Origin of the sequence: Tenacibaculum sp. A30 (assembly GCF_051200845.1) — a bacterium.
Taxonomy (GTDB): Bacteria; Bacteroidota; Bacteroidia; order Flavobacteriales; family Flavobacteriaceae; genus Polaribacter.
In genome coordinates, this window is the sequence record NZ_CP195160.1 from 2643929 (window position 1) to 2670237 (window position 26309).

Annotated in this window: 31 protein-coding genes; 13 read left to right on the forward strand and 18 right to left on the reverse strand. The window is 31.4% G+C overall.

What is annotated here, in order from left to right:
- Positions 1-213: 213 nt before the first annotated feature.
- From ACR9ES_RS12720 to mtaB, 4 genes are read right to left on the reverse strand one after another with little or no spacing between them, the layout of a single operon-like run.
- Positions 214-1116, reverse strand: a complete 903-nt coding sequence (locus ACR9ES_RS12720; protein ID WP_299000622.1) for a lytic transglycosylase domain-containing protein — start codon at positions 1114-1116, stop codon at positions 214-216.
- Positions 1117-1153: 37 nt separating this feature from the next.
- A complete protein-coding gene (locus tag ACR9ES_RS12725; RefSeq protein WP_435254459.1) occupies positions 1154-1819 on the reverse strand; it encodes an alpha/beta hydrolase in 666 nt (221 codons plus the stop codon).
- Positions 1819-2568: a DUF6438 domain-containing protein gene (locus ACR9ES_RS12730; RefSeq protein ID WP_274633519.1), complete on the reverse strand. Its 750-nt coding sequence runs from the start codon at positions 2566-2568 to the stop codon at positions 1819-1821. Before ACR9ES_RS12730 ends, ACR9ES_RS12725 begins: the two co-directional genes overlap by 1 nt.
- A gap of 37 nt (positions 2569-2605) precedes the next feature.
- Positions 2606-3940 carry a tRNA (N(6)-L-threonylcarbamoyladenosine(37)-C(2))-methylthiotransferase MtaB gene (mtaB, locus tag ACR9ES_RS12735; RefSeq protein ID WP_274633520.1) on the reverse strand — a complete coding sequence of 445 codons (1335 nt, stop codon included), beginning with the start codon at positions 3938-3940 and terminating at the stop codon, positions 2606-2608.
- 127 nt (positions 3941-4067) lie between these two features.
- Between mtaB and ACR9ES_RS12740 the strand changes: the two genes are divergently transcribed.
- From ACR9ES_RS12740 to ACR9ES_RS12750, 3 genes are all read left to right on the forward strand, one after another.
- Positions 4068-4568 (forward strand): GNAT family N-acetyltransferase, encoded by a 501-nt coding sequence (locus ACR9ES_RS12740; protein ID WP_274633521.1) that lies wholly within the window; start codon positions 4068-4070, stop codon positions 4566-4568.
- Between the two features lie 83 nt (positions 4569-4651).
- Positions 4652-5164: a DUF4442 domain-containing protein gene (locus ACR9ES_RS12745; protein WP_274633522.1), complete on the forward strand. Its 513-nt coding sequence runs from the start codon at positions 4652-4654 to the stop codon at positions 5162-5164.
- Positions 5121-6752 (forward strand): ABC transporter substrate-binding protein, encoded by a 1632-nt coding sequence (locus ACR9ES_RS12750; protein WP_435254460.1) that lies wholly within the window; start codon positions 5121-5123, stop codon positions 6750-6752. Before ACR9ES_RS12745 ends, ACR9ES_RS12750 begins: the two co-directional genes overlap by 44 nt.
- Here the strand turns inward: ACR9ES_RS12750 and ACR9ES_RS12755 are convergent.
- Both ACR9ES_RS12755 and ACR9ES_RS12760 read right to left on the reverse strand, forming a co-directional pair.
- A complete protein-coding gene (locus tag ACR9ES_RS12755; protein ID WP_435255650.1) occupies positions 6749-7480 on the reverse strand; it encodes a YggS family pyridoxal phosphate-dependent enzyme in 732 nt (243 codons plus the stop codon). The genes ACR9ES_RS12750 and ACR9ES_RS12755 overlap by 4 nt on opposite strands.
- A complete protein-coding gene (locus ACR9ES_RS12760; RefSeq protein ID WP_299000638.1) occupies positions 7477-8202 on the reverse strand; it encodes an AAA family ATPase in 726 nt (241 codons plus the stop codon). Before ACR9ES_RS12760 ends, ACR9ES_RS12755 begins: the two co-directional genes overlap by 4 nt.
- A 213-nt stretch (positions 8203-8415) precedes the next feature.
- Here ACR9ES_RS12760 and ACR9ES_RS12765 point away from each other — a divergent pair, with 213 nt between their 5' ends.
- The 5 genes from ACR9ES_RS12765 (at position 8416) to ACR9ES_RS12785 (ending at position 12528) form a co-directional block, all read left to right on the forward strand.
- Positions 8416-10269, forward strand: a complete 1854-nt coding sequence (locus ACR9ES_RS12765) for a tetratricopeptide repeat-containing sensor histidine kinase (protein WP_299000640.1) — start codon at positions 8416-8418, stop codon at positions 10267-10269.
- Positions 10270-10275: 6 nt separating this feature from the next.
- Complete coding sequence (locus tag ACR9ES_RS12770; RefSeq protein ID WP_274633525.1) at positions 10276-10917, forward strand: response regulator; 642 nt, start codon at positions 10276-10278, stop codon at positions 10915-10917.
- Positions 10918-11025: 108 nt separating this feature from the next.
- Positions 11026-11367, forward strand: a complete 342-nt coding sequence (locus tag ACR9ES_RS12775) for a hypothetical protein (RefSeq protein ID WP_274633526.1) — start codon at positions 11026-11028, stop codon at positions 11365-11367.
- A gap of 35 nt (positions 11368-11402) precedes the next feature.
- Positions 11403-11822 carry a hypothetical protein gene (locus ACR9ES_RS12780; RefSeq protein WP_274633527.1) on the forward strand — a complete coding sequence of 140 codons (420 nt, stop codon included), beginning with the start codon at positions 11403-11405 and terminating at the stop codon, positions 11820-11822.
- Between the two features lie 163 nt (positions 11823-11985).
- The gene (locus ACR9ES_RS12785; protein WP_299000647.1) at positions 11986-12528 is read left to right on the forward strand and encodes a hypothetical protein; all 543 of its coding nucleotides are present in this window, start codon (positions 11986-11988) and stop codon (positions 12526-12528) included.
- A gap of 33 nt (positions 12529-12561) precedes the next feature.
- Here ACR9ES_RS12785 and ACR9ES_RS12790 read toward each other — a convergent pair whose 3' ends face one another.
- The 8 genes from ACR9ES_RS12790 to ACR9ES_RS12825 all read right to left on the reverse strand — a co-directional run bounded on the left by ACR9ES_RS12790 (position 12562) and on the right by ACR9ES_RS12825 (position 19998).
- On the reverse strand, positions 12562-13704 hold the full coding sequence (locus ACR9ES_RS12790; protein WP_274633529.1) for a geranylgeranyl reductase family protein: 1143 nt from the start codon (positions 13702-13704) through the stop codon (positions 12562-12564).
- A 56-nt stretch (positions 13705-13760) separates the two neighbouring features.
- Positions 13761-14774, reverse strand: a complete 1014-nt coding sequence (locus tag ACR9ES_RS12795; protein ID WP_435254461.1) for an endonuclease/exonuclease/phosphatase family protein — start codon at positions 14772-14774, stop codon at positions 13761-13763.
- Positions 14775-15635 (reverse strand): rhomboid family intramembrane serine protease, encoded by an 861-nt coding sequence (locus ACR9ES_RS12800; RefSeq protein WP_435254462.1) that lies wholly within the window; start codon positions 15633-15635, stop codon positions 14775-14777.
- 30 nt (positions 15636-15665) lie between these two features.
- On the reverse strand, positions 15666-16391 hold the full coding sequence (locus ACR9ES_RS12805; protein ID WP_435254463.1) for a rhomboid family intramembrane serine protease: 726 nt from the start codon (positions 16389-16391) through the stop codon (positions 15666-15668).
- Positions 16392-16399: 8 nt separating this feature from the next.
- Complete coding sequence (mutL, locus tag ACR9ES_RS12810) at positions 16400-18250, reverse strand: DNA mismatch repair endonuclease MutL (RefSeq protein ID WP_435254464.1); 1851 nt, start codon at positions 18248-18250, stop codon at positions 16400-16402.
- Entirely contained in the window at positions 18251-18532 is a 282-nt protein-coding gene (locus ACR9ES_RS12815) for a riboflavin synthase subunit beta (protein ID WP_435254465.1), read from the reverse strand.
- A 177-nt stretch (positions 18533-18709) separates the two neighbouring features.
- Entirely contained in the window at positions 18710-19216 is a 507-nt protein-coding gene (ribH, locus tag ACR9ES_RS12820) for a 6,7-dimethyl-8-ribityllumazine synthase (protein ID WP_435254466.1), read from the reverse strand.
- Complete coding sequence (locus tag ACR9ES_RS12825) at positions 19216-19998, reverse strand: tetratricopeptide repeat protein (RefSeq protein WP_299033355.1); 783 nt, start codon at positions 19996-19998, stop codon at positions 19216-19218. The genes ribH and ACR9ES_RS12825 overlap by 1 nt, the downstream gene beginning before the upstream one ends.
- A 114-nt stretch (positions 19999-20112) precedes the next feature.
- On the opposite strand from ACR9ES_RS12825, the gene recF reads away from it, so the two are divergent.
- Positions 20113-21192, forward strand: coding sequence for a DNA replication/repair protein RecF (recF, locus tag ACR9ES_RS12830; protein ID WP_274633538.1), 1080 nt, complete (start codon positions 20113-20115; stop codon positions 21190-21192).
- A gap of 35 nt (positions 21193-21227) precedes the next feature.
- Complete coding sequence (locus ACR9ES_RS12835) at positions 21228-21524, forward strand: DUF721 domain-containing protein (protein ID WP_028892985.1); 297 nt, start codon at positions 21228-21230, stop codon at positions 21522-21524.
- Positions 21525-21534: 10 nt separating this feature from the next.
- On the opposite strand, the gene ACR9ES_RS12840 is transcribed toward ACR9ES_RS12835, so the two are convergent.
- The 4 genes from ACR9ES_RS12840 to ACR9ES_RS12855 form a co-directional block, all read right to left on the reverse strand.
- A complete protein-coding gene (locus ACR9ES_RS12840; RefSeq protein ID WP_274633539.1) occupies positions 21535-22176 on the reverse strand; it encodes a DUF1801 domain-containing protein in 642 nt (213 codons plus the stop codon).
- A gap of 169 nt (positions 22177-22345) precedes the next feature.
- Entirely contained in the window at positions 22346-22765 is a 420-nt protein-coding gene (locus tag ACR9ES_RS12845; protein WP_028892988.1) for a nucleoside-diphosphate kinase, read from the reverse strand.
- A gap of 109 nt (positions 22766-22874) precedes the next feature.
- Complete coding sequence (locus ACR9ES_RS12850) at positions 22875-23729, reverse strand: alkaline phosphatase D family protein (RefSeq protein ID WP_435254467.1); 855 nt, start codon at positions 23727-23729, stop codon at positions 22875-22877.
- Entirely contained in the window at positions 23707-23874 is a 168-nt protein-coding gene (locus ACR9ES_RS12855; RefSeq protein WP_435254468.1) for a hypothetical protein, read from the reverse strand. The genes ACR9ES_RS12850 and ACR9ES_RS12855 overlap by 23 nt, the downstream gene beginning before the upstream one ends.
- Positions 23875-23964: 90 nt before the next feature.
- Between ACR9ES_RS12855 and ACR9ES_RS12860 the strand changes: the two genes are divergently transcribed.
- The 3 genes from ACR9ES_RS12860 to ACR9ES_RS12870 are packed head-to-tail and all read left to right on the forward strand — an operon-like array spanning position 23965 to position 26246.
- Entirely contained in the window at positions 23965-24993 is a 1029-nt protein-coding gene (locus tag ACR9ES_RS12860) for a DHH family phosphoesterase (protein ID WP_274633541.1), read from the forward strand.
- Positions 24983-25534 carry a gliding motility-associated peptidyl-prolyl isomerase GldI gene (gldI, locus tag ACR9ES_RS12865; protein ID WP_435254469.1) on the forward strand — a complete coding sequence of 184 codons (552 nt, stop codon included), beginning with the start codon at positions 24983-24985 and terminating at the stop codon, positions 25532-25534. Before ACR9ES_RS12860 ends, gldI begins: the two co-directional genes overlap by 11 nt.
- A complete protein-coding gene (locus ACR9ES_RS12870; RefSeq protein ID WP_435254470.1) occupies positions 25521-26246 on the forward strand; it encodes an FKBP-type peptidyl-prolyl cis-trans isomerase in 726 nt (241 codons plus the stop codon). Before gldI ends, ACR9ES_RS12870 begins: the two co-directional genes overlap by 14 nt.
- The last annotated feature ends 63 nt before the right edge of the window (positions 26247-26309 follow it).

Below are 26309 nucleotides of genomic sequence, written 5' to 3' on the forward strand. Positions count from 1 at the left end.
TTTTGTTTTATGCTTTTGCTTTAAACCTCTTATATCCAGTAAAAAAGAAGAATAAACTAAAGATGATTTTTATACCTAAGTAAAAATACTTATCCGTCGTAGTCCAAGAGAAAAGCAACTTGTATATCTCTTTATTTTCTAAAAATTGAGCAACACCATCAAATAGTATAACTAAACCAAATATAAGATAAAAATAGGGCATTACTTTATTCATTATTGAACAGGGATTTTAATTTCGTATAATTTTCTACTCTTATTATTTAATTTGTTTTCTCTTAACCAAGAGTTGTGTAGTTTTAAATCTTTGTAAGTAGTACCAAACTTTTTAGCAAACAAAGCAATATCTGTAATGGCTGTATCTACTTTTACTGTATAAGTTTCAGGTAACGTGTATAAATCTTCTTTATCGAATGTGAAACCGTATTTTTCTGGATTTGAGATGATTTCTTTTAAGGCTAAAATTCTGAATACATATCGTTCAGTTTCGTCAGGTAATAAAGCATCGTAATAGCTAGTTACTCCTTGCTCATCTAATCTTCTAGAAACACCGTAATTTCCTGCATTATAAGCTGCAGCAGCAAGTGTCCAAGAACCAAAACGTTCTTTTGATTTTTTTAAATACTCAGCCGCTACTTCTGTAGACTTTTCAATATGATAACGTTCGTCTACATTGTTGTTAATTTCTAATCCATATTCTCTACCTGTTTGCTTCATAAAGTGCCACATACCAGCAGCGCCCGCATGAGAAGTTTCATCGATAAAACCGCTTTCAGCTAAGGCTAAAAATTTAAAATCATCAGGTAAGCCATGTTTTTTTAACAATGGTTCTAAGATAGGAAAGTACTTGTTGGCGCGTTTTATTAATAGTAATCCGTTTGATTGCCAATAGGTGTTTACTAATAATTCACGATCCATTCGTTCTTTAATGTCTGGTTTTTCTAACGGAACACGTTCTCCTGCTAAATTTAAATCATCAGGTAGTTTTAAAGCTTTGACTTCGTAGGTTTCAGCTACATTTTTAATAGTTGGTTCGTTAGTTTTACTAATAGTATTGGTAAATAAAATTCCTACGAATACTATAGTTATGATTGATAAAAAGCGGATTGATTTATTCATTTTTTTCTTTATTTTTTGTTGAAATTGGGTGTGGTATTTAATCTATCAAAAAACATTCCTTTTCTAAGATTTTAGAAATAGTTTTTGCTTTGTTCAGTATCATTACATGCGTACCATTCTCAATTTCAATAGAATTCTTAATATGTTTAATAGGAAAAACTTCGTCTTTTTTTCCGTGAATATGAGTTATATCTTTTAGTGGTTCTTTTTGCTGCCAATGTAACACGTTGTATATAGCCCATTGCAAATAATCTTTATCTCTTATCGATAAATATATTTTATAAAGTTCTGCTCGTTTTTTTAAATAATCATTGAAAAAATAGTGTTCGTAATTTTCAATATTAGCAATAACTTTTGAAGGGAAAAGTTTATAGGCTTTTGTTAGTTGAGCTAGTTTTAAACGTTTTGGAAGTTCTTTATTGCTTTTAATGCTAGAAATAATAATTACCTTTTTACAATCGATAATTTTACTCATTTCTTGCACCATAACTCCACCAAAAGAAACTCCCACTAAGATAGGGTTTTTATGTTGAATTTTAGCACACAATCGTTGTGCATATTCTTGAATAGTTTCATTAATAGAAGTTGGCATCAACCAATCTAAAAAATGCAATTCAAACTGTTCTTCTGGTAAAGAAATACGCTCAAATATTTTGGTATTGGCAGCTAAACCAGGAACAAAATATAGGTGAGTTTTTGGCATTATTCTATGAATTTTTTGTCGAATAAAATGTCAGCTACGTATTCATTAATATCAATTAATTCGTCAGGAATGTTGTTCCATAAACGAATTTGAATTTGCTTTCCGTTATGAATAATATAAGTGCTGCCTAAATCTAAAACTTTAGGATTATCGTACACTTCTTTAAAACTAGCGAAATCTTTTTTATTGAGTTTTTCAGAAAGCTCTTGTAATTGATTATCGGTAAGAGTAAAACTTTGAGTTCCTTTTATGAGTACATAATCAATACCGTTATATATTACGTTTCCATCTTTATCAATCGAAACGCTATAGGTAGGACACTCGCCAAAACACGGTGTTTTTCTAATTCTTAGTAATGAGTTTTTTTCTTCGGAAATGATCTTCGCTAACTTTTCTTCAGTATTGATGTCAACAGTTCTAAACTCTCCGCTCTCTTGTAATTTCCCTACCCAAAACTCACGTTTTCCTTCAGGAACTTTAACAATCCCAACTTTAGAAGCATCAGTTTCAAAAGCCATTTTGTTCCAAGTTAAACCGCTATTTTTCACAAGAGATTTAACATCGTCAATGCTTTTAGCATTGTTAAGAACAATGATTAGTTCGTTTTGAGGCGCAACAGGTTTTGTAGCTTTTTTTTCTTCTACGATTATTTCTTTTTCTGTTGGTTCTGTTAAGTTGGTTTCAGAACTTTTTTTAGGCATCCCACAAGAGATTCCTAAGGCTAAAAAAGAGTATAATACGTGTTTCATAGGTTGTTTTTGCTGATTTTGTAAACTAGTTGACAAGTTAAGCAATAACTTCAGCATCTACAAAATCAAAACGCACTAAACCATCTTCATCAATCTTAGTTAAAGTAACCTTATGTAGAGTGTTTACCAAGTCTGGATTCCAAGCGGCTTTTACTTTAACGTAGTTTTCGGTAAATCCGTGAATGTAGCCTTCTTTATTTTCACCTTCAAATAAAACAGTAAGTGTGTTTCCTATTTGACTTTCGTAGAAAGCTCTACGTTTTTTAACAGACAACCCGCGTAACATTTTACTACGTTTTGTACGTACATTTTTAGGTACGACACCATCCATTTCAACCGCTTCTGTATTCGGTCTTTCAGAATAGGTGAAAACGTGTAAATAAGAAATGTCCATTTCACTTAGGTAGTTGTAAGTTTCTAAGAAAAGTTCATCTGTTTCTCCTGGAAAACCAACAATAACATCAACACCAATACAAGCATTAGGCATTACTTCTTTAATTTTTGATACTCTATCGGTATAGACTTTGCGTAAATAACGACGCTTCATTTTCTTTAAAAGCGTGTCGCTTCCTGATTGTAATGGAATGTGAAAATGCGGAACAAAAGTATCTGAGTTAGAAACAAAATCAATCGTTTCATCTTTCAATAAGTTAGGTTCTATTGAAGAGATTCGTAAACGATGAATTCCTTCAACATTATCTAATGCTTGTACCAATTCTAAAAAGGTGTGTTCGTGTTTTTTATTTCCAAATTCACCTTTTCCATAGTCACCAATATTAACTCCAGTTAATACAATTTCTTTGATTCCTTTTTCTGAAATCTCTTTGGCATTTTTCAATACATTTTCCAACGTATCACTACGAGAAATTCCGCGAGCTAGAGGAATAGTACAATAGGTACATTTGTAATCGCAACCATCTTGTACTTTTAAAAAGGCACGGGTACGATCGCCAATAGAATACGAACCTACATAAAAATCAGCTTCTTCAATTTCGCAAGAATGCACTTCACCAATTTCATTTTTGGTTAAGTCGTTAATGTAACTAGTTACATTAAATTTTTCAGTAGCTCCTAATACTAAATCAACACCATCAACAGCAGCTAACTCTTCTGGTTTCAATTGTGCATAACATCCAACACCAATTACAAAAGCGTTTTCGTTTTGTTTTAAGGCAGATTTTACTATGGATTTAAAACGTTTATCAGCATTGTCAGTTACTGAGCACGTATTAATCACATATACATCTGCTTTTTCTTCAAATTCAACACGTTCAAAACCTTCGTTAACAAAGTTTCTTGCAATAGTTGAGGTTTCAGAAAAATTTAATTTACAACCTAACGTATAAAAAGCTACTTTTTTATCTGCATTCATCTTTTCTCTATCCTAAATAAAAAATAAAAGTCTTGTACAAGTCTTCAATTTTTTAGAAGTTCGTATAGTTTATTTAATCTGCTACTGTTTTTAACAGTTTAAGGTTTGCAAAAGTACGATAATATTCATGATTTTTGAAACTAAAAGACTATTAGTTAGAAAATTAAAACATTCTGATTTAGAGGCGTTTTATGAGTTGGAAAGCAATCCGAAAGTATTGCAATACGCTACAGGTGAGCCTAAAAATTTAGAAGAAAGTAAGGAAGATTTAGAACAGTTGATAAAAAGGTATGACGATCCAACGAATGATTTTTGGATTTATGCCGTAGAGAATGAACAAAATGAAGATTTTATTGGTACAATTGCATTAATAAAAGATGAAGAGGGAAATGATGAAATAGGTTATCGATTTATTGAACGTTTTTGGGGAAATGGTTTTGCAACTGAACTTTGTGAAGGATTAATACAATATTGTAAATCCATAGGAATGAAGAAATTGATTGGATGCGTTGTAGATGAAAATGTAGCATCGGCAAAAATTTTACAGCGATTTAATTTTGTGGCAATAGAGAAATTTATCAGTGAAGATATTGGTTTGCCAGAAACAAAATATGAATTGATTTTATGATAGTAGACACAACAATTTCCATATTATACAGTAATTATTACCACAAAACGGAAAGAGACTATGGTTTTAAACAATAAATAGGTATGTACGTGACAATTTCTAATTTTTTAAAGAAGTACCTAAAACAGAGTACTATTTTTAAGTACGGATTCAATATTTCTCCCATGTATAGAAGATCTACTGGGAAAATAAATTATGTTTCTGAAGACTTGTTGAAAGCACAAGTGAAAATTCCCATTACATACAAGAATAAGAATTATGTAGGGTCTATTTTTGGAGGGAGTTTATTTTCTGCTACAGATCCTGTTTTTATGATTCAATTAATGAATATTCTTGGAAATGACTATGTAGTTTGGGATAAAGAAGCGAGCATAAAATTTAAAAGACCTGTAAAACAAGATGCTTATGTTGATTTTATTTTTTCTGAAAATGAAATAAAGCAAATAAAAGAACAGGTTAAAAACGAACAAAAAATCGATCTGATTAAAGAGATTAAAATAACCAACAAAGACGAATCTGTTGTTTTTGCTGAAGTATCTAAAACCATTTACATTGCAGATAAAACCTACTATAAAAATAAACGTAAGAAGAAATAAAGTTGTCGTATTATTAAGCTTATTGATTCTTTTTTCATGTGCTAAAAGGAAATCAAAATATACAGACAAACAAGTTTTCCGTTACAACGAACATTCTAATATTACTTCTCTTGATCCTGCTTTTGCAAAAGACCAGCGAAATATTTGGGCGGTAAATCAATTGTATAATGGATTGGTACAATTTGATGATAGTTTGCAAGTAAAACCAGCAATAGCGAAAAAATGGACAATTTCTGAAGATGGAAAGAGGTATCAGTTTGAGTTAAGAAATGATGTGCAATTTCACAAACATATTTTATTTGGAAAAGACTCTACAAGAAACGTTGTAGCAAAGGATTTTGAATATTCTTTTAATCGATTACTTGATAAAAATGTAGCATCTCCAGGTGGTTGGGTATTGCAAAATGTTGCTAATTTTAAAGCTGAAAATGATTCAACTTTTACGATTAATTTAAAGCAACCTTTTCCACCTTTTTTAGGGCTGCTGGCTATGAAATATTGCTCGGTTGTACCAAGAGAAGCTATTGATTATTTTGGGAATGAGTTTAGAGCAAATCCGATAGGTACAGGACCTTTTCATTTTAAACTTTGGGTTGAAAATACAAAGTTGGTATTGAGGAAAAATCCACTCTATTTTGAAAAGGATGAAAATGGAAAACAGCTCCCGTATTTAGAAGCAGTAGCAGTTACTTTTTTACCAGATAAACAAAGTGAGTTTTTACAGTTTATTCAAGGAAATATAGATTTTATGAAGAGTTTAGACGCTTCGTATAAAGATGATATTTTAAATACTGACGGAACCTTAAAAGAGAAATATGCGGATAAGGTACGCATGCAAACAGGAGCATATTTAAATACAGAATATTTAGGAATTTATCAGGATGGAGAAGAGGAACATCCAACAAAATCAAAACTGATACGACAAGCCATGAATTATGGCTTTGATAAGGAGAAGATGATCAAGTTTTTGCGAAATGGAATTGGTACACCTGCTACAAGTGGATTTATTCCGAAGGGATTACCGTCTTTTAATAATCAACAAGGATATTCATATCAACCAGAAAAGGCGAAGAGGTTAGTATCACAATACAAAGAAGAGACAGGAGATGAGAATCCACAAATTACAATTACCACCAATAGTAATTATTTGGATTTATGTGAGTTTATTCAGCGAGAACTGCAAAAAATAGGTTTGCAAACCAACGTAGATGTAATACCACCATCAACTTTACGTCAAGGTAAGGCGAGTGGTAAGCTTCCTGTTTTTAGAGCGAGTTGGATTGCCGATTATCCAGATGCAGAAAATTATGTATCCTTATTTTACAGTAAAAACTTTACTCCAAACGGACCTAATTATACACACTTTAAAAATGAATTTTTTGATGTTTTGTACGAACAATCTATCAAAGAAGTTGATGTGTTAAAGCGTCGAAAGCTCTATCAACAAATGGATAGCATCATTATTGAAGAAGCTCCTGTAGTTCCGTTATATTACGATGAGGTGATTCGATTTACGCAAAAAAATGTACACGGTTTAGGTATCAATCCTATTGATTTGTTGGATTTAAGGAGAGTAAAAAAGGGCTAAATATCACTTTTCTCTTCGTTCCAGTAATAGCTGTCAGGATACACTCGTTCTCCAAATACAGCTGTTCCAACTCGTACGATAGTAGCACCTTCTTCAATAACAATTTCTAAATCGCCACTCATTCCCATAGAAAGTTCATTCATTTCTACATTGGGAATTTGAAGCGCTTTAATTTCTTCTTGAAGTTGTTTTAAAAGTTGAAAACATTTTCGAATTTCAGTAGATTCTGAACTTAATAAACCTATTGTCATCAATCCTTTGATATGAATGTTTTTAAATTCGGATATCTTTTTTATCAATTCGATAGTTTCTTCTGGTTTTGCTCCAAATTTACTTTCTTCAAAAGACGTGTTTACTTGAATGTATACATCAATTTCTTTTTCTTCAAAAGTCAAACGTTGATGTAGTTTTTCAGCTATAGAAAATCGATCGATTGATTCTATACAACTAGCCCATTTAAGTACCTCTTTAATTTTATTACTTTGTAAATGACCAATAAAATGAACTTCTGGTTTTAGTTCTTTTACAGCATCACATTTTTGTTTTAACTCCTGAACCTTATTTTCCCCGATAAGAGTTTCTCCTTGAGTAAGAGCGAAGTTAATTCTCTCAGGGGTTACGGTTTTGGTCGCTAATAATAAACGAACATCTTTAGGGTTTCTGTTAGCTTTTTCACTGGCAAATTGTATTCGATGATGAATAATGTGTAAGTTATTTTTGAATATTATCCATTTACTAGTTGACTTTTCAATTCTTCTTTTTCTATAATTTTATTTTTCAAAGTTCTGTAGGTGATGTCTTTGGCTTCAGCATAAGAAATTCCGTATACAGGATTTACATCTCTAAATTCTTCAGGGAATTCTTGTAACAAAGCTTGATAATAAATATCTAAATCAGCATCACTAGGAGCCTCAAATTGTAATCTTAATTGAAAACGTCTTAACAAAGCAGTATCAATAACACTAGAGTGATTGGTAGCAGCAACCAATAAAACATCGTTAGGTAATTGATCTATTAATTGAATAACAGTATTGACCAATCGCTTCATCTCAGCAGAATCTTTACTGTCGTAATCACGAGCTTTACCTATGTAGTCAAATTCATCTAAAAATAATACAGCGCTTTCACGAGTCGCTTTTTTAAAAACATCAGAAATATTTTTAGCAGTTTCACCAAGTTTAGAAGAAACAATACTACCTAAATTTAAGGTGATTATTTTCTTGTTTAATGTTTTTGCAATGGCTTTTGCTGTGGTTGTTTTTCCACATCCTGTATGTCCAAATAATAATAATTTGTTGTCTACAGGTAATTTGTATTGGTTTAAAACAGCAACATGTTTAAACTCTTTTAAAAGTTGGTTTAAAGAACTTCTGTTTTCCTTACTTAAATGAATTTTATGTAAGTCAATAGTTGTTTCATTCGAATGAAGAATAAAGTCGTGTATAGCCATTTTTGTTGTTTGTTTTTTTGATTAGCAAATATACTAAGAGCTATCAAGAACAAGAAAGAGAACGTTAGATTTAAGAGAATCTTAAGATGAAATAAAAAAAGAAAGTAGGTGTTTTTTGAAGGAAAAAACTTCTGTAATTTTGACAGTGATAATTGTTTCAGAAAAAAGAACCCATAATTGAAAGGATATAAAAATTGTTTTGGAAAAAATGAAATGAAAAAGAATGTCTTAAAACAACTAGTTTTAGGAGTCTTTTTATTACTTAGTTATAAAATGTTGGCTCAGTCTGAAATGCAAAGTTTCAAGGCTTTTGGGGTAAATCCAACAATCCCTAATGATTCTCTCTTTAAAAACATCAAACAAGCAAAAGATTTTAAGACGAAGTATGTCGCTACCTACGATCTTATTGAATTCCATCAACAAAAAGGGAATATAGATTCAATTATACATTATAGTCACGAATTGTATACTGAAACAACTAATGAAAAATTTTTATCGAAGAAAGAAGAGTACTTATCTAAGGTTTCTTGTGCTATTGCTGAAGGAAAACTAGAAAAAGGGTTGTTTGATGAAGCGTTAAAGTGGTTTTTAAAAGGAATAGAACATTCTAAAAAGAATTTTGATGACGAACTCTATGTTAAAAATAGAATCGGATTAGGAGTTGTAAAATATGTTAGAGGGAACGAAGAAGAAGGAAAAGCAATAATAGAAGAATGCTCAGAAAACGCTCCTAATGAAAAACTAAAACACGATGCTTTTTTTGAGGTAGGGTTTATTTATTATACAAAAGATGTCTTAGAAAAAGCAAAAGAAAACTATAACAAAGCAAAGATGTTTTATGTTTCTGAAGGATATTTAAAAAAAGCTTTAGAGGTTGATTTATGGCTTAGTAGAATATTAGAGAAAGAGGGCAATATTGAAGAAGCATTAAATGTTTGTTTTAATGTTTTTAACGAATCTTTGTCAAACGGTTTTTATACACTTTACGCAAAGACTGGGAATGTACTTGGTGGTTTTTATTTGAAAAAGAAAGACTATGATGCAGCGAAAAAAATACTGTCTACGGTTTATATAAACTCTATTCAATGGGGAAATTTAGATATAGAGAGAAGAGTTGTTTTAGGACTTCAAAATGCCTATGCTGAAACAGGAGATTATAAAAATGCTCATGCTTTAATGACTCAACTAAACAGTATAAATCATAAAATATTAACTAGTCAAAACAAACAGCAGGTTAATGAACTTGAAGTACAATACAAAACACTAGAGCAGAAACAAGAGATAGAACGACAGAGAACAATAAAAACAAATATATTAATAGGTTTTCTAATTGTTTTAATTCCTGTACTAGGCTTGTTGTATATGTATTATCAAAAACTTCAAACACAAAGTAAACTTACCAAAACCTTAGAAGAGGTTAGTCAACAAAAAATAACAACACTATTAAAAAATCAAGAGTTAAAATTGGTAAAAGCATCGTTAGAAGGTCAGAATAATGAAAGACAACGTATTGCGAGAGAGCTTCATGATAGTATTGGAGGAAATTTAGCAACCATAAAATTACAGTTATCAAACGATATTAAACCAGAAAAAGAAAATCTTATTCAGCAGGTTGATGACACTTACAATCAAGTAAGAGAACTGTCTCATAATTTAATGCCTAAGAAATTTAAAGATTCTGCATTTACATCAATAGTTTCAGAATATATAGATAATGTGAAGAATTTATCTAACGAAGAAATAACATTACAAATTCATCCAAAAGAGGAGATTGATAAAATTGAAGAAAATTTAAAAGTAGAGTTGTACAAAATAATTCAAGAATTGTTGACGAATGCTTTAAAGCATGCGAAAGCAGCTCAGATAGATATTCAGCTTTCCGTATTTAATAATAGTGTAAAGTTACTTTTTGAAGATGATGGAGTAGGATTTGATCAAGAAAAAGTAAAGTACGGACTTGGCTTTCAAAACTTAAAAGATAGATTAAAAATCATTAAAGGAGAAATGTTTATAAATGCTTTTCCTGATAGAGGAACGGTAATAGACATAGATGTACCTTTAAATTAATGAAGTATGGCATATAATATTATTCTGGTAGATGACCACAAAATGTTTTTAGACGGCTTGTTAAGCATTTTTAATAATGAAGACGCTTACAATATTTTGTTAACAGCAAATAGTGGTGAAAATGTTATTAAGTATATAGATACAAACCCCAATCAACCAATAGATATTGTAATTAGTGACATATCTATGCCAGATATTGATGGTATTACATTAAACGATTATATAAAGAAAGCTCGTTCTGAAATAAAAACATTGATTGTTAGTATGCATACCGATACAGGCATGATAGATACATTAATAAAAAGTGATGTTGATGGTTACTTGTCAAAAAACGCTACTCAATCAGAGTTACTTTTGGCTGTAAAAACAATACTTGGTAACGATAAGTACTTTTCAGAATCGGTGAAACAAGCTTACATGAATAATGTCTTTAATAAAGGAAAGGACACAATGGTAACACTTACCAAACGAGAAAAAGATGTACTTAAACTTATTGCTGAAGAATATACTACACAAGAAATAGCTGATAAACTTTTTTTAAGCAAACACACGATAGAGAGTTATAGGAAAAATTTGATATCGAAATTAAATGTGAAAAACTTAGCAGGTCTAACTAAATACGCAATAAAACTGGGCTTAGTAGAGTAGTTTTTACCTCTACCCCTGAAAACAGGGTATTAACTTTCGCTAGTTTCAGTCTATTTTAAGAAACACTTCCAACGCATCTTTGTACCGTAATTATTAAGCAATAAAGTTATGGTCATTTTTGGATGGCGTGAAGCCAAAATAAACATACAACCTGTAAACAATCATAGTTGTAGTTATTGTAATACACCAGAGCGTTTATTTATTCAGGTAAATAGATTGTATGCGCATATATTTTGGATTCCTTTTTTTCCATTATTCAAAAAAACATATAGTATTTGCGGACATTGTAAATTAGAGATGAGTAAAAGTCAAATGCCTCCAGATTTACAAAAAAAAGCAAAGGATTTTAAGCAAATAAGTAAAACACCTTGGTGGATGTTCTTAGGGCTTATAATCATAACTTCATTAATGCTGTTTGTGTTTTCTTCAGCACTTTTAATTCATAAATAAAACAAATATATAAACCATTTAAATTTTAATTAAACATGATTTACGGAATTTCATTAGTATTTCTAAGTATAGTGGCAGTACCGTCATTAATTTTAGCGAAAAAACCTAATGCAAAAGAGTTACTTGAAAAAATAGAGCCTTACCAAGGATGGATCGGTCTTATTTTTTGTATCTGGGGAATTTGGGGGGTAATTTCAGCTATTTTAAACTTAGGTTGGTTAACTACTGCGCCAATTTGGTGGGTAACTTTATTAGCTGGTAGCGTAGTTGAAGCTGTTTTAGGATTTATGTTAGGATACGGAATGATAAATAAATTATTCTTGTCAAAAAATGCTGAAGCTAAAGAAAAAGCAGAACAGTTGAGAGGGAAGATTGCACCGAAACAAGGAAAGTTTGGAATATTAGGTATTATTGTAGGAGTTTGGATGATTGTTGCTTCATTCTTATTCATATAACCTAAAAAAGAAAGAAAAAGAAAAAAATTATAGCATTGCAAACTGAGGTAAAATATAGGTAGGGGTGTGGGGTTTCTATCAAAAAATCAAAAGCCTTGTTTGCAATGTTTTTTTAATACAAAAGGAAAGTTTACTTTTATAATCCGATAAAAAATTGTCGAAAATGAAAAAGATAAAAAATGTTTTAACAATCATGGTAGCGTTTGTATTATTAGTAAGCTGCCAGAAAGAAACTCCGCAAAAAGTTGTTGAAAAAACAGTATTAAAAGCCAATTTGTTAACGGCTAACTATGGTATAGGATATTTTGAACAACTGAAAGAATTACAAAAAAATGAATATTTAAAGTATTATGATAATGATGGAGAAGAATATGCTGCAACATTCTCTCAATATCTTCATAAAGTAACAATTCCAGATTTAGAAAAAAGTTTAAAAGATGTTCAAAAGTTAGAAATAAACGAAGACTCAAAAGAGTTGATAAATACTTCTATTGAATTGTTTGAGTTTTGTATAGGTTTTTATAAAAAAGATTATGCAGAAATAGCCTATATGTACGACGAAGGAAAATCTCAACAAGAAATTTATATCTTAATCAATGAGTTTGAAGCTAAAAGTTTTCAAGAGTTTAAAGAGAAAAACCTTAAGCTAGATGAAGCGGCTAAAATTTATGCAGAGAAGAAAGGAGTAAAGTTGAAGTTTGTTTAAAAAAAGCAACCCTTTTGAGGTTGCTTTTCATCTTTAAGAAACTAAATTTTTAATTCGTTTCGCAATGGTTTTTTTAATGTCTTTAGGATAACTTCTATCTCCGTGAAAAACATCTGCCATAGCTTCGCTAAACTGTTGGCCGTATTTTTTTAATACAATATTTCGAATACTTTTTTGTTCGTAAAACCATTTAGAAAGCCATAAACCAGTTTTTATTTCAGGAAGTAAGTTTTCCGATATTTTTTCTAAATATAATTTTTCAGCTAATTCAGACTTTTTTTCACTCTCAATGATAGCTTCAGCAGCCAATTTACCACTGTAAATAGCGTTAGAAATTCCTTCAGCTGTAATAGGATCAGCAAAACCAGCAGCATCACCAATTAAAAACACATTATTTTTAACAAAACCATCTGTACGAGGGGCAACAGGGATTTGAAAACCATGTTGTGATTCGCTAACAATATTTGTAATCCCTAATGTTTTTAAATATTCTTGATAATATTCTTTCAAGTTAATTTTAGTCCTTCTAGCGGAAGCAACTCCAATAGATAAATGTTTTTTCTTCGGAAAATTCCAAGCATAGCCATTAGGAATGGCATCAATATCAAAACGAACTTCTTTTGATAAACGTTCAAAATCTTCGTCAGAAACTTCTACTTCATATTCTAGAGCAGGAATTAATTTACGGGTATCTTCTTTCCATCCAGCCATTTTAGCTGTTGGACTCAACGCTCCATCTGCAGCAATAACAAAATTAGCAGTAAAATTACCTTGAGAAGTTTCTAGAGTAATAATATCATCAGAAAAAGTTAAACCTTTTAATTTGTGATTTTCTAGTAAAGTAGCTCCAAATTCTTTTGCTTTTTGGGTAATAAGATTGTCAAAAGAATCACGCATGATCATAGAAATTGTAGGCTCTTCTCTATGTGTTTTAAAGTGAAGTTTCTCTCCCAAATAAATATCAACAGTATGGAACTCTTTTTCTACTACCTCTTTAATATCAAAAGGTAAGTTTTTACGACCTCTAAAAACAAAACCTCCACCGCACGTTTTATAACGGGGTAAAGTTTCTTTTTCAATAATAACTGTTGAAATTCCTTTTTGAGCTAAGTAAAAAGCTGTTGAAGCTCCTGATGGTCCGCTACCAATAACAGCAACATCGTAGTGTTGTTTCATAGATTTATTTTTAATTCGGATAAAAATACATTTTTATTCCGTACAAAATAATAAATCTACCAGTGTAAACGAGTCATAATAGGATGATGATCAGATAATTCTAAATCGGTATACGTTTTAAAATGGTTGATAGTCGTGTTTTTGTCAGCCAAAATAAAGTCGATACGCATAGGATAGATGTAACGAAAAGATTTACCCATACCCATACCAGCTTCAATAAAAGCATCTTTTTTATCGGTGGCTAGTTGGTTGTATGCCCATGAATAGGCAGTGTTGTTAAAATCTCCGCAAATTACTTTTTTACCTTTCCAAGTGGCTTCGTGTTGAGTTATCAAATCAACTTGATCAACTTGTTTTACAAAACCATTTTCTAAGCGTTTAAACAAGCGTTCAGAACTTTTTTCGCCAAAATTCTCTTTTTTCGGATTAAGTTTTAACGATTCTAAATGTACATTGTATACACGAACGGTGTCTTTTTTTACAACAATATCAACAAAAATAGTATTGTTGGCACTGCTTTTAAAATTAAGAGAACCGGAGTTAATGATAGGGTATTTTGAGTAAATCGCTAGTCCGAACTTATTTGTTTTGGTTTTAGTTTTTATGTACTTGTAAGGAAGTTTTATGTCTAAAAGTTTTGAGTTGTAAAACTCTTGAAAAGCAATTACATCTGGAGTTTTGTCATTAATGAACTTGTATATTTTTTGTTCGGTAGTTGCATCATTTTCATGTTTGTAATGATTAAACAAACGAACATTATAACTCATGATTTTTAAATCATTATTAAGTATAATTTCCTTATTCGTAAACTTAATTAGGGGAGTAGAAATAAACCATCCTATAATTAAAACAAGAAATGATAATAAAGCATTCTTATGAATTTTAATTAACCAATAAATAAAAAAGCAAATATTAGAAACAACTAGTAATGGAACAGTTAAACTAAAAACAGAAAGAAAAGGAATTGTTTTTGGAGAAATATATGGAAGCGCATACGAAAGCAATAAAACAGTTGCAAAAACTGAATTAATGAAAAATAAAAATTTATGAGCTATCGAATACTTTCTCATTTAGTTTTTTCCTTGTTTGAATAAAAATTCTTTTTCACTTTTACTAAGTGTATCGTAACCAGACTTGCTAATTTTATCTAAAATAGCATCAATATCTTGTTGATTTTGTGTTTTATTAGCGCTTTTTTTAGGAGTTTTGTTACCCGATTTATATACTGTTTTAAGTTTTGGTTCTTTTTTAGCAAAGAATTTTTTAATCGATTCAAAAATATCTAAGTCTTTATTGCTGGCACTACGAACGTAGAAAAAACCAAATAAAGCACCGCCAATGTGTGCTAAGTGTCCACCCGCATTTCCCGCAGGAATTTGAATAATATCAATAGCTACCCAAATACATGCCAATACCCACAATTTTACAAAACCAATTAAAGGGAACTTTAATTCATAATTAGGCATGTAGGTAGCAATACCTATAAAAATAGCTGAGATACCAGCAGAGGCTCCTAACAAAACACTATTGTGAGCAACATTTTGTAAAGCAGGGAAAAAGTTATAGCTAGCTATAAAAATAATTCCTCCAAATACAGTTCCTAACAAGTAAAAACTAAGTAGTTGTTTAGGTGTAAAGTACTGTTGAAATAAATATCCTACATAAAACAAAGCGATTAAGTTTAGTAAAATATGTAAAAAACTCGTGTGTAAAAAACCATAGGTAATAAGAGTCCATGGTTTAGTGATAAAATCGTTAAAATTGGCAGGCAAAGCAAACCATTCAACAATAAAGTTAGTTTTTGATTGGAATAAAAAACCAAAGGTATTAGTGATAAAAACCAATAAAAATACAGCAAGGTTTACATAAATAAGTTTTTCAACTACACCTGCGTGTTTAAATCTATATTTTAAGTTATCTAGTATATTCATTACACATAGCTTCTTTATAAAAATACTAAATTAATGAAATCTGAATTGATTTTTCTTCCAATACCACGCTATAATAAAACCAATAATAGCTCCACCAACGTGGGCAAAATGCGCAATGTTACCAATAGAATAACTCGTCATTCCGAAGAACAAGTCACTCAAAATAATTAACGGAATAAAGTATTTTGCAGCTATTGGAACAGGGAAGAAGATCAATGCTAGTTTAGCGTTAGGATAGGTTAATCCGAAAGCTACCAAGACACCGTAAACTGCACCTGAGGCACCAACAGCTGGAGAGTTGTATAAGCTGTAAAACTCACTCATTTCTTTGTTAGAAAGTGTGATTAAGCTATCGTTGTACCTTCCCATATCTAAAATTTGTTGTATTTCAGCAGGTGATACTCCCATACCGATTAATTGCTCATAAATTCCATTAAACTGATAGTAATTGGCAAGTGTATAAATTAATCCAGCTCCAATTCCAGCAGAAAAATAAAAGAATAAAAACTTATTTCTCCCCCACATTTGTTCTAACGGAGTACCAAATGCCCATAAACCATACATGTTAAAAAGTAAATGTGCAGGACCTCCATGCATAAACATATGTGTAATATATTGCCAAAAACCAAAATGCTCATTTGCAGGATAGTGCAAAGCAAACAGATTGGTTAAATCCATATTTAATAACTGCGGAGCAAAAAATAGAATCACGTTAATGATTATTAAATGCTTTATGGCTTGTGTTAATCTAGGCATACAATTTTTTATTTATTGAAAATGGCATCAATTTCATTTAAAGACAAGGTCTTAAAAGTAGGTTTGCCAAATGGTGAAATAGTCGGTTCTTTACAAGAAAACAGATTGTTAACTAAATTTTCTTGCTCTTTCATATTTAAAGAAGTACCAGTTTTTATAGCTAATGATTTAGCAAAAGATTTAGCCATTACATCAAAGTGGCTAAAGCTAGTATCGGGCACTTCTAATTTTATATCGTCTAATAACTGTTCTAAAATTAGCGTTATTTGACTTTCAGTTATTGAAGTTGGAATTCCTGCAATAACCACACTTTCTTTTGTGAATTCATCAAACATAAAACCAGCACTTTCTAAATCAGATTTTATACTGTAAATCATTTCAATATCTGACGAAGAAAACGAAATATTTACAGGAAATAGTAATTGCTGACTGCTAGCTTCTTTAACGGTAATATTCTCTAAAAATTCTTCATACAAAACACGTTGATGTGCTAAAGATTGATGAATTAATACCACTCCTGATTTTATAGAGCTCAACAAATATTTCTTTTGAATTTGAAAAGTTTTTCCTGTCTCAGTTTCTTGTTGAGTTTCAAAAAGCTGTTCTTGTTGAATAGGTTCAACAATATCTATATTTGTATATAAAGCTTCCCAACTACCTGTGTCTTTTTTAAAGTTTGATTGGTAGCTGTGTGTATTAACGCTTTTAGAAGAACCATTGGTAGAAGGTTCTTTGTAGCTGGTTTCCGTTTTAAACGGGTTAAAAGTTGGGTCTACTGTTATCGGTGGAATAGAAGAACCGCTTTTTTTACTATAATCATACGGAGTATCTAAAGTAGAATCTCTATCGAAATCCAATACAGGAGCAACATTGTATTGCCCTAAACTATGTTTAACCGTAGCACGTAAAATAGCATAAAGAGCCTTTTCGTTGTCAAATTTAATCTCCGTTTTTGTTGGATGAATATTGATGTCAATCGTATTTGGAGGTACTTCTAAATACAAGAAATACGAAGGATGCGCTCCTCCTTCCAACAACCCTTCAAAAGCATTCACAACCGCATGATTCAAATACGAACTTTTGATAAAACGATTGTTGACAAAAAAGAACTGTTCACCTCGTTTTTTCTTAGCAAATTCAGGCTTAGCTACAAATCCGTTTACGGTAATAATATCGGTTTGCTCGTTAATAGGAACTAATTTTTCATTCATTTTAGTTCCAAAAATAGCTACGATGCGTTTACGAAGATTACTCTTTTTTAAATGGTAAACTTCGTTATTGTTATGGTGTAGTAAAAAAGTAATATTCGGATGCGCTAAAGCAACACGTTGAAATTCATCAATAATATGACGTGTTTCAATGGTGTCTGATTTTAAAAAATTTCGACGGGCAGGAATGTTAAAAAATAAATTTTTAACAGCAATGCTTGTTCCTTTTGCTGTCGAAACTACTTCTTGAGAAACGATTTCACTACCTTCAATTTTTATTTGTGTACCTAATTCATCTTCTTCCTGTTTGGTTTTTAGCTCAACATGTGCAATAGCTGCTATTGAGGCTAAAGCTTCACCACGGAATCCTTTAGTGTTTAGGTTGAATAAATCTTGTGCGTCTTTAATTTTAGAAGTAGCGTGACGTTCAAAACTTAAACGAGCATCAGTAGGACTCATTCCTTTACCATCATCAATTACCTGAATTAAAGTTTTTCCAGCATCTTTTAATAATAAAGTGATTGAAGTAGCACCTGCATCAATAGCGTTTTCAATCAATTCTTTTACTACAGAAGCGGGACGTTGTACCACTTCACCAGCAGCAATTTGATTGGCAACATGATCAGGAAGTAACTGTATGATATCTGACATTTAATTATTTTTTGGGAAAAAGATTGAAAGATCAAAATCGATAATAAATAAGAAAATAAGCGTTAAAATCAATGCGATAATTACGATTGTTTTATTAAATCGGTATCCTGACTCTTTAAGATCGTCTAAAGCAGCATTGAATTTTCCTTTTAAATTCTTCTTCTTTCCAATAGTAGTTCTATACTGATCAAACTTTTGTTTTATCTCATAAGGATTCCCTTCTCCTTGATAATAACGAGGTTTGTAATCGAACTTTTTATTTTCTCTTTTGATAAATCCCATAAAAATGTTGCTTCATTAATAGCTTATGTGGAACAAAAATCACACCAAATAAGTCGAAATTCAAAGTTACTGAATTATAGAGAGGTGGTCAAAAATTGTGGATAAATTAAAGTTAAAAAAGAAGCGAGAAACCTTTTTAAGATTTCTCGCTTTTTTATGCTGTTCTTTTTTAAGAAATTAAAATCCTAATAAGTTAGATGTGCGCTCTTGGTTTTTAATAGCAGCCATTTTAATAGCAGCTACAGCGCATTCAATTCCTTTGTTTCCTAATTTTCCACCAGAACGATCAAGTGATTGTTGCTTGGTGTTGTCAGTCAACACACAGAAAATTACAGGAACATCGTACTTAATGTTTAAATCTACAATTCCTTGTGTTACCCCTTCGCATACAAAATCGAAGTGCTTTGTTTCACCTTGAATAACGTTTCCAATTGCGATAATAGCATCTAATTTTTGAGTTTCAATCATTTTTTTGCATCCGTACACCAATTCAAAACTTCCAGGAACGTCCCAAGAAATAATGTTTTCTTGTTCAGCGCCACAGTCTACTAAAGTTTCAATAGCACCTTTATGAAGGTTTTGAGTGATTTCAGGATTCCATTCTGAAACAACAATCCCAAATCGAAAAGATTTCGCATTTGGGATTGAAGCTTTATCGTAATAAGATAAATTTGTTGTTGCCATTACTGAGCGTATTTTGCGCTGTTGATATATTTTTCAATATCTCTTCCTTGATCAGAATCAGCGTATTTTTCTTTAATGGTTGTGTATAATTTTTCAGCTTTACTGTACTCTTTTAAATCCATAGCGATTTGAGCTGCTTTGAATAAGAATAAAGGAGTTGTAAATTGATTGTCTTTTTTGTTGGCTGCTTGTTGGTAGTAATCTAAAGCTTCTTTTGGTTGGTTAATGTCTGCAAAAGCATCACCAATAGCACCTAAAGCAGTAGGGCCTAATAATTCGTCGTCAGATTTAAAGCTGCTTAAATAGTCAATAGCTTCTTCATACTTTTTCATTTTTAAGTAAGAAATACCAGCATAATAGTTTGCTAAGTTACCTGCTTTTGTACCGCCAAATTGATCAGCAATATCAATAAAACCGTATTTACCATCACCACCTTCTAAACCTAACGTGTATAAAGAATCTGCAATAGCACCTGCAGAAGTATTTGCTTTATCGAAGAATGTACGAGGGTACGCTAATTCATTTGAAGCTTCTTGTTGTGTAGGTTCAGCAATAAATTTATTATAAGCTAAGTACACTAAAATTAAAGCTGCAATAGCTACCAATCCGTAAAATAATGGCTTGCTGTTTTTCTCAATCCATTCCTCTGATTTGTTTGCAGTTTCGTCTAAAGTATTAAATACTTCAGCGGTAGTGCTTTGCGTTTCATCAAATGTTTCTTCTACTTCTTGTGTAACCTTTTCTTTCTTAGGTTTATAACCTCTTTTCTTGTATGTAGCCATAGTTGCTTAAAAAATTAGTGGCGACAAAAATAGTTTTTTTAATTGGATTTTAAAAGTCGTTTTTTCGTAAATTTTCGATAATTTGCGCATTCTTTTTTGAAACAACGCTTATTCATGTATTTGCAGAAAATATCATTGGTTAACTTTAAGAATATCGAATCGCAAACTTTTGATTTTCAAAAGAAAATAAACTGTTTTGTGGGAAATAATGGTATTGGTAAAACCAATATATTAGATGCAATTTATTACCTGTCTTTTGCTAAAAGTTACTTTAATTCGATAGCTGGACAGAATATTCGTCATGGTCAAGAATTTTTTATGATTGAAGGCGATTATTTACTGCATGATAGACAAGAAAAGATTATTTGTTCTTTAAAAAGAGGGCAAAAAAAGGTGTTGAAGCGTAACGGTAAAGCCTACGAAAAGTTTTCTGAACATATTGGGCAATTACCACTTGTAATTATTTCTCCTGCTGATAGAGATTTAATTGTTGAAGGAAGCGAAACACGCCGTAAGTTTATTGATGGTGTAATTTCGCAACAAGACAAACAGTATTTACAAGCTTTAATATCGTACACAAAGATTGTAAGTCAACGAAATGCCTTGTTGAAATACTTTGCTGCAAACAGAACGTTTGATGCACTGAACCTTAAGGTGTACGATGAACAGTTGATTGAATATGGAACGATTATTTATAATAAACGAAAAGTATTTTTAGAAGCATTTGTACCTATTTTTAATGCAAAGCATCAAATTATTTCAGGAGCGAAAGAAGAGGTGAATTTGCGTTATAAAAGTCAGTTGCATGATATGTCTTTAGAGTTGTTATTGCAACAAAATTTAGAGAAAGATAAAATTTTGCAGTACACATCGGCAGGAATTCATAAAGATGATCTAAGTTTTGAAATAGGAGAGCATCCGATTAAGAAATTTGGGTCGCAAGGACAACAAAAATCATATTTAATAGCGTTAAAGTTAGCGCAATTTGAGTTTATCAAACAGCAATCTAACGTAACACCAATTTTGTTGTTAGATGATATTTTTGATAAGTTAGATGAAAATAGGGTAGCTCAGATTGTAGATTTGGTGAATAGTGATGAGTTTGGTCAGATTTTCATTACTGACACCCATGCAGAACGCACAGAGGATGTGATTAAACAGAGTAATCAAGAATATCAGATTTTTAAATTATAAAGGCGTTGCTAGGAGCAAGGCACAAAGTAGAATAAATGGCTAAAAGAGAAAACGATAGTTTTTCGTTAAAAGACTTAATGGGAAGTTTTATTGAGGAGAATAATTTAAAAAAGGGATTTCAAAAAATTCAAATAGACGAGGCTTGGGCGAAATTGATGGGTGCAGGAGTTGCTTCATATACAAGTGAGGTAAAGCTACAAAACGGAACCTTAATTGTTCGTTTATCTTCCTCTGTGTTACGAGAAGAGTTAAGTTACGGAAAAGACAAAATTGTTCGTATGATTAACGAAGAAATGGGAGAAGAGCTTGTTAAAAAGTTAATGTTGGTGTAGTTTTACTTTTTTAAGAGTTAAGTTGCTTGTGAGAGCCATCGCAGTTAGGCATTCTTTTAGAAAGTCCGCAAACGCAATCATTCAACCCTTTACCATTTAAAATTCTATTAGTACAGCTTTTAATTCTTGCTGTTCGTGTTTTAGCTTGCTTAGGTTTAGAGAAATGTAAGAGGTAACCTCTTTGTCTTCCTGGAGTTAAATTGTTAAAAGCATTTTTTAAAGTTACATCTTCTTCAAAGGCCTCTGTTAGTTCTTTAGGAACCTCAAAGTCAGTAGTTTTTTTCATGGCAACTTCTAAGCCAGCTTTTTCAATTTCTATTGCTTCAAAAATATATTGTTTTATAATGGTTTTTTGATTTGCAATTTCTGTAAGATTTGTAAATCTTATTTGACGAGCAGCTTGAACATTTTCTGTTATTTTCACCAGTACTTTATGAGAGTCTGATAATAAAGCGCCTTTAACAAAACCTAAAGCACAATAATTTTTAAAATCTTGTAGTAACACAATATTCTTTTTTTGAAAAGTATAGCAAGGGTGCATCCATTTATAATCTTCTATAAGGTTACATTCAAGAGCTATTTTTCTTAATAGTTTTATTTCTTTCTGCCATTTTTCAAGATTTTTTATATAATCATCAACTTTTGAATTCATCTTTTTCGGTTTTCTTTTTAAGAAACTATTGAAGACTAAGGTATAGCATTTTGAAGGAATTGTGTTGGGAATTAAGCGTAAAAAAAACTCGTTACAATTTTTGTAACGAGTTTTTAATATCTATAATTCTAAGAATCTAACGATCTAAAAATCTAGTAATCTAAACAGATTAAAACATTTCTCTTCCTGAAAAATGGAAAGCACCTTCGATAGCTGCGTTCTCATCAGAATCAGAACCGTGTACTGCATTTTCACCGATAGAAGTAGCGTATAACTGACGGATAGTTCCTTCCGCAGCTTCAGCTGGGTTAGTAGCACCGATTAAAGTTCTAAAATCTTCAACAGCGTTATCTTTTTCTAAAATAGCAGCGATGATTGGTCCACGAGTCATAAACTCAACTAATTCACCAAAGAAAGGACGTTCGCTGTGTACTCCGTAAAAAGTTTCAGCATCACGCTTAGTCATTTGAGTTTTCTTCATAGCTACGATTCTAAATCCTGCAGCATTAATTTTTTCTAAAATTGCACCAGTGTGTCCGTTTTCAACAGCATCTGGTTTAATCATTGTAAAAGTTCTATTTGTTGCCATTATTAAATGTAATAATTATCAATAAAATGATAAATTCCTTAATTGTTGTTGTTTATACAAACTTTGTATAAATCGGCGCAAAAATACACTTTTTAATGTTATCTACAAGTTAAGGGTATATTTCGTTGATTTCTTGCAAGATAGCTCCATCTTTACCGCGCATTTGTAAGGTAGCTTTTTTAGTTTTTAAATTTAAAAGTAACGTGCCATAGCTTAAAGAGTTTACAACTTTTCCAATTCGGTAGTCATTTTTTTCAGAAGTAAAAGAAGAATACGCATGTGTTAAACCGCTTGAAGTGAAATCAATAACAGGGTATTTTAATCCTTCGACAGTTGTTTTAGAGAATTCAGAAATATGTCTATCTCCTGAAAGAAGGATTACATTTGTGTTTTTAGCTTCTTTAATTAAGTTGAATAACTTATCTACTTCATGAGGGAAGTTACCCCATTTTTCAAAACCGTGTTCTTTTGATAATATTTGAATACTGCTTACAACTACTGTGAAAGTAGCGGTAGAGTTGGTAAGTTCGTCTTTGAGCCATTTCCATTGTATGTCCCCTAAAACAGTACCTTCGTTATAGTTGTTTGGTTGAAAACGTTGTCCGTTAGTTCCCTTAGTTAAAGCGGTTCTGAAGTAGCGTGTGTCAAGTACAATTACTTTAACATCTCCATTTTTGGTATTAAATGTTTCGGAGTGATATACGCCTTTTTGTTTTCTTCTTGGAGAGTCATTAGGTACATCTAAAAAATCTAAAAATAACTGCTGACTTTCATCTTTCATCACAAATTCTACTCCAGCATCGTTTTTACCATAATCATGATCATCCCAAGTAGCAAGTATAGGAGTTGCAGAACTTAATTCTTTGTAACCTTTTATGTTTTTTTGAGTTTTATACATGCGTTTCATTTTACGCATATTGTTGGTGTCGGCATAAATATTATCACCCCCCCCAAATCCATACATCGGGTTGTAATGAAACGATATCTTGCCAAAAAGGATTGTCAAGTTTTTGGTTGTTACATGATCCAAAAGCAATGGTGAAATTTTCTTGTCCAAATGAGGTGATAGAAAAAGTAACTAAGAGTACAAATGAAATTATAGATTTCATAAATGTCATGATGTTTTAAATTTTATACGAAGAAACAAAAAGAAAAGCTTAAAAAGGTTAATAAAGCATTAATTTGTATCTTCGCCACTTATGATTTTAAAGCACTTTACAGAACTAAAGCAATTTTTATCACAATCTAGAAATATTGTGATTATAGGACATAGAAATCCTGATGGAGATGCAATTGGCTCAACCTTAGGGTTAAAACATTATTTAGATAAAAAAGGACATACTACTCAAGTGTTGATGCCAAATGAATATCCTGATTTTTTACATTGGATTCCGGGTTCAGAAACAGTTAAGCGTTTTGATAGACAAAACAAGCAATCTGTTAAAGCTTTAGCAAAATCAGAGATCGTTTTTTTATTAGATTTTAATGCTTTGCATAGGGTTGGAGATGATATGCAAAATACCTTAGAGCAATATGAAAATGAATTTGCATTGATAGATCATCATCAACAACCAGATGAATTTATGTACATGTATTCAGATACTTCAATGTCTTCTACTTGTCAAATGGTCTATAATTTCATAGAAATGATGGGTGATGTTGAGTTGATAGATAAAAATATTGCTACTTGTTTGTATACGGGTATTATGACGGATACTGGTTCTTTCCGTTTTCGTTCTACAACGAGTACAACCCACAGAATTATAGCTGACTTAATAGATAAAGGAGCTGAAAATGATAGAATTCACAGCAATGTGCATGATTCGAACTCGTACAATAGGTTGTTGTTGTTAGGGCAAGCTTTGAGCAATATGAAGGTGTTGCCAGAATATAAAACAGCATTTATAACACTTACAGAGGAAGAAAAGAGAAGGTTTAATTACGAAAAAGGAGATACGGAAGGAGTTGTGAATTATGCACTATCTTTGAAAGGAATTGTATTTGCTGCTATTTTTATTGAAGATGAAGAGCAAGGAATTATAAAAATATCTTTCAGATCTAAAGGGAATTTTTCAGTAAATCAGTTTGCTCGTAACTATTTTAATGGAGGAGGGCATGACAATGCTGCAGGTGGAAGAAGTGATGAAAGTTTAGAGGATACGATAGTAAGATTTAAAACGTTATTAACTTCGTATCAACAAGAATTACAGAATTCGTATGAAGCATAAAACAATACTTTTTATTCTTATAACTTTAGTGGTGGTTGTTGCGTGTGAAAAACCTGAAGCAAGAAGACCTAAGCAACACGGTACAACAAATTTTTATAATGAAGTTCTTAAAGAGAATAAAAAATTAAACGCTTTAGAAAAAGAGCGTTTAGAAAAATGGATTTCTCAAGATACAATTACAGAATATAAAGCGTCGCCTCATGGTTTTTGGTATACTTATGTTACAAAAGATACCTTAGGGTTAAGTAGCCCTGAACCAGAAGATGTAGTTTTATTATCATATAGTATTTCAGATATGAGCAACGGACTTATTTATGAAAGAAGAGAAAAAACTTATAAAGTAGATAAAGAAGATTTTATTCCTGCATTACAAGAAGGAGTAAAGTTGATGAAAAAAGGAGAAACTATTACATTTGTAATTCCATCATATAGAGCTTTTGGGGTTACAGGTGATGGAAATAAAATCGCTGTTAATCAGCCAATACAGAGTACAGTAACACTAATCGATATTAAATCAAAAAAAGACAATGAAATTAACTAATATTTTAGCAGCTACGGTAGTAGGTTTATCAGTTGTATCTTGTAGCAACGGCCAATTCCAACAAAAAAGTTCATTAGCAACAGAAGTAGATTCTGTAAGCTATGCTTTAGGGTTAGATATGGCAAATAAAATTAAAGTAAACTTTGATGATATGGATCAAGGTTTATTCGTTCAAGGTTTTAAAAACGGAATGGATTCTACCAACTTATTAATAGAGTCAAAAGATATCAATAATATTTTAAGAACATTCTTTCAAAAGAAACAACAAGAAAGAATGAAAGAAATGCAAGAAGAGCAAGCTAAAAAAGCAGAAGTTGAGTTTGGAGATAACAAAAAAGCAGGAGAAGAGTTTTTAGCAGAAAACAAAACTAAAGACGAAGTAAAAACTACAGAAAGTGGTTTGCAATATATCGTTTTAAAAGAAGGTGAAGGAGAGGCTCCTACAGCAAGTTCTAGAGTTAAGGTTCATTACCATGGTACCTTAACTGACGGAACCGTTTTTGATAGTTCAGTCGAAAGAGGAGAGCCAAGTGAGTTTGGAGTAGGTCAGGTAATTAAAGGGTGGACAGAAGGTTTACAGTTAATGAAACCAGGAGCAAAATATAAGTTTTTTATTCCTCAAGAGTTAGCTTACGGAGCACAACAAAGAGGGCAGCATATTAAACCTTTTTCAGCTTTAGTTTTTGAAGTTGAGTTATTAGAGGTAGAATAAAATTAAACTCAAAAGGTTGATAATTAATTAGGTTAGCACTGGTTGTTAACCTAATTAATTGTT

Excerpts from the sequence above, each read along its gene's own strand:
- ACR9ES_RS12720 (WP_299000622.1), bottom strand. The coding sequence starts at position 1,116 with ATGAATAAATCAATCCGCTTTTTATCAATCATAACTATAGTATTCGTA.
- ACR9ES_RS12725 (WP_435254459.1), bottom strand. The coding sequence starts at position 1,819 with ATGCCAAAAACTCACCTATATTTTGTTCCTGGTTTAGCTGCCAATACC.
- ACR9ES_RS12730 (WP_274633519.1), bottom strand. The coding sequence starts at position 2,568 with ATGAAACACGTATTATACTCTTTTTTAGCCTTAGGAATCTCTTGTGGG.
- mtaB (WP_274633520.1), bottom strand. The coding sequence starts at position 3,940 with ATGAATGCAGATAAAAAAGTAGCTTTTTATACGTTAGGTTGTAAATTA.
- ACR9ES_RS12740 (WP_274633521.1), top strand. The coding sequence starts at position 4,068 with ATGATTTTTGAAACTAAAAGACTATTAGTTAGAAAATTAAAACATTCT.
- ACR9ES_RS12745 (WP_274633522.1), top strand. The coding sequence starts at position 4,652 with ATGTACGTGACAATTTCTAATTTTTTAAAGAAGTACCTAAAACAGAGT.
- ACR9ES_RS12760 (WP_299000638.1), bottom strand. The coding sequence starts at position 8,202 with ATGGCTATACACGACTTTATTCTTCATTCGAATGAAACAACTATTGAC.
- ACR9ES_RS12765 (WP_299000640.1), top strand. The coding sequence starts at position 8,416 with ATGAAAAAGAATGTCTTAAAACAACTAGTTTTAGGAGTCTTTTTATTA.
- ACR9ES_RS12770 (WP_274633525.1), top strand. The coding sequence starts at position 10,276 with ATGGCATATAATATTATTCTGGTAGATGACCACAAAATGTTTTTAGAC.
- ACR9ES_RS12775 (WP_274633526.1), top strand. The coding sequence starts at position 11,026 with ATGGTCATTTTTGGATGGCGTGAAGCCAAAATAAACATACAACCTGTA.
- ACR9ES_RS12780 (WP_274633527.1), top strand. The coding sequence starts at position 11,403 with ATGATTTACGGAATTTCATTAGTATTTCTAAGTATAGTGGCAGTACCG.
- ACR9ES_RS12785 (WP_299000647.1), top strand. The coding sequence starts at position 11,986 with ATGAAAAAGATAAAAAATGTTTTAACAATCATGGTAGCGTTTGTATTA.
- ACR9ES_RS12790 (WP_274633529.1), bottom strand. The coding sequence starts at position 13,704 with ATGAAACAACACTACGATGTTGCTGTTATTGGTAGCGGACCATCAGGA.
- ACR9ES_RS12795 (WP_435254461.1), bottom strand. The coding sequence starts at position 14,774 with ATGAGAAAGTATTCGATAGCTCATAAATTTTTATTTTTCATTAATTCA.
- ACR9ES_RS12800 (WP_435254462.1), bottom strand. The coding sequence starts at position 15,635 with ATGAATATACTAGATAACTTAAAATATAGATTTAAACACGCAGGTGTA.
- ACR9ES_RS12805 (WP_435254463.1), bottom strand. The coding sequence starts at position 16,391 with ATGCCTAGATTAACACAAGCCATAAAGCATTTAATAATCATTAACGTG.
- mutL (WP_435254464.1), bottom strand. The coding sequence starts at position 18,250 with ATGTCAGATATCATACAGTTACTTCCTGATCATGTTGCCAATCAAATT.
- ACR9ES_RS12815 (WP_435254465.1), bottom strand. The coding sequence starts at position 18,532 with ATGGGATTTATCAAAAGAGAAAATAAAAAGTTCGATTACAAACCTCGT.
- ribH (WP_435254466.1), bottom strand. The coding sequence starts at position 19,216 with ATGGCAACAACAAATTTATCTTATTACGATAAAGCTTCAATCCCAAAT.
- ACR9ES_RS12825 (WP_299033355.1), bottom strand. The coding sequence starts at position 19,998 with ATGGCTACATACAAGAAAAGAGGTTATAAACCTAAGAAAGAAAAGGTT.
- recF (WP_274633538.1), top strand. The coding sequence starts at position 20,113 with ATGTATTTGCAGAAAATATCATTGGTTAACTTTAAGAATATCGAATCG.
- ACR9ES_RS12835 (WP_028892985.1), top strand. The coding sequence starts at position 21,228 with ATGGCTAAAAGAGAAAACGATAGTTTTTCGTTAAAAGACTTAATGGGA.
- ACR9ES_RS12840 (WP_274633539.1), bottom strand. The coding sequence starts at position 22,176 with ATGAATTCAAAAGTTGATGATTATATAAAAAATCTTGAAAAATGGCAG.
- ACR9ES_RS12845 (WP_028892988.1), bottom strand. The coding sequence starts at position 22,765 with ATGGCAACAAATAGAACTTTTACAATGATTAAACCAGATGCTGTTGAA.
- ACR9ES_RS12850 (WP_435254467.1), bottom strand. The coding sequence starts at position 23,729 with ATGTATGGATTTGGGGGGGGTGATAATATTTATGCCGACACCAACAAT.
- ACR9ES_RS12855 (WP_435254468.1), bottom strand. The coding sequence starts at position 23,874 with ATGAAATCTATAATTTCATTTGTACTCTTAGTTACTTTTTCTATCACC.
- ACR9ES_RS12860 (WP_274633541.1), top strand. The coding sequence starts at position 23,965 with ATGATTTTAAAGCACTTTACAGAACTAAAGCAATTTTTATCACAATCT.
- gldI (WP_435254469.1), top strand. The coding sequence starts at position 24,983 with ATGAAGCATAAAACAATACTTTTTATTCTTATAACTTTAGTGGTGGTT.
- ACR9ES_RS12870 (WP_435254470.1), top strand. The coding sequence starts at position 25,521 with ATGAAATTAACTAATATTTTAGCAGCTACGGTAGTAGGTTTATCAGTT.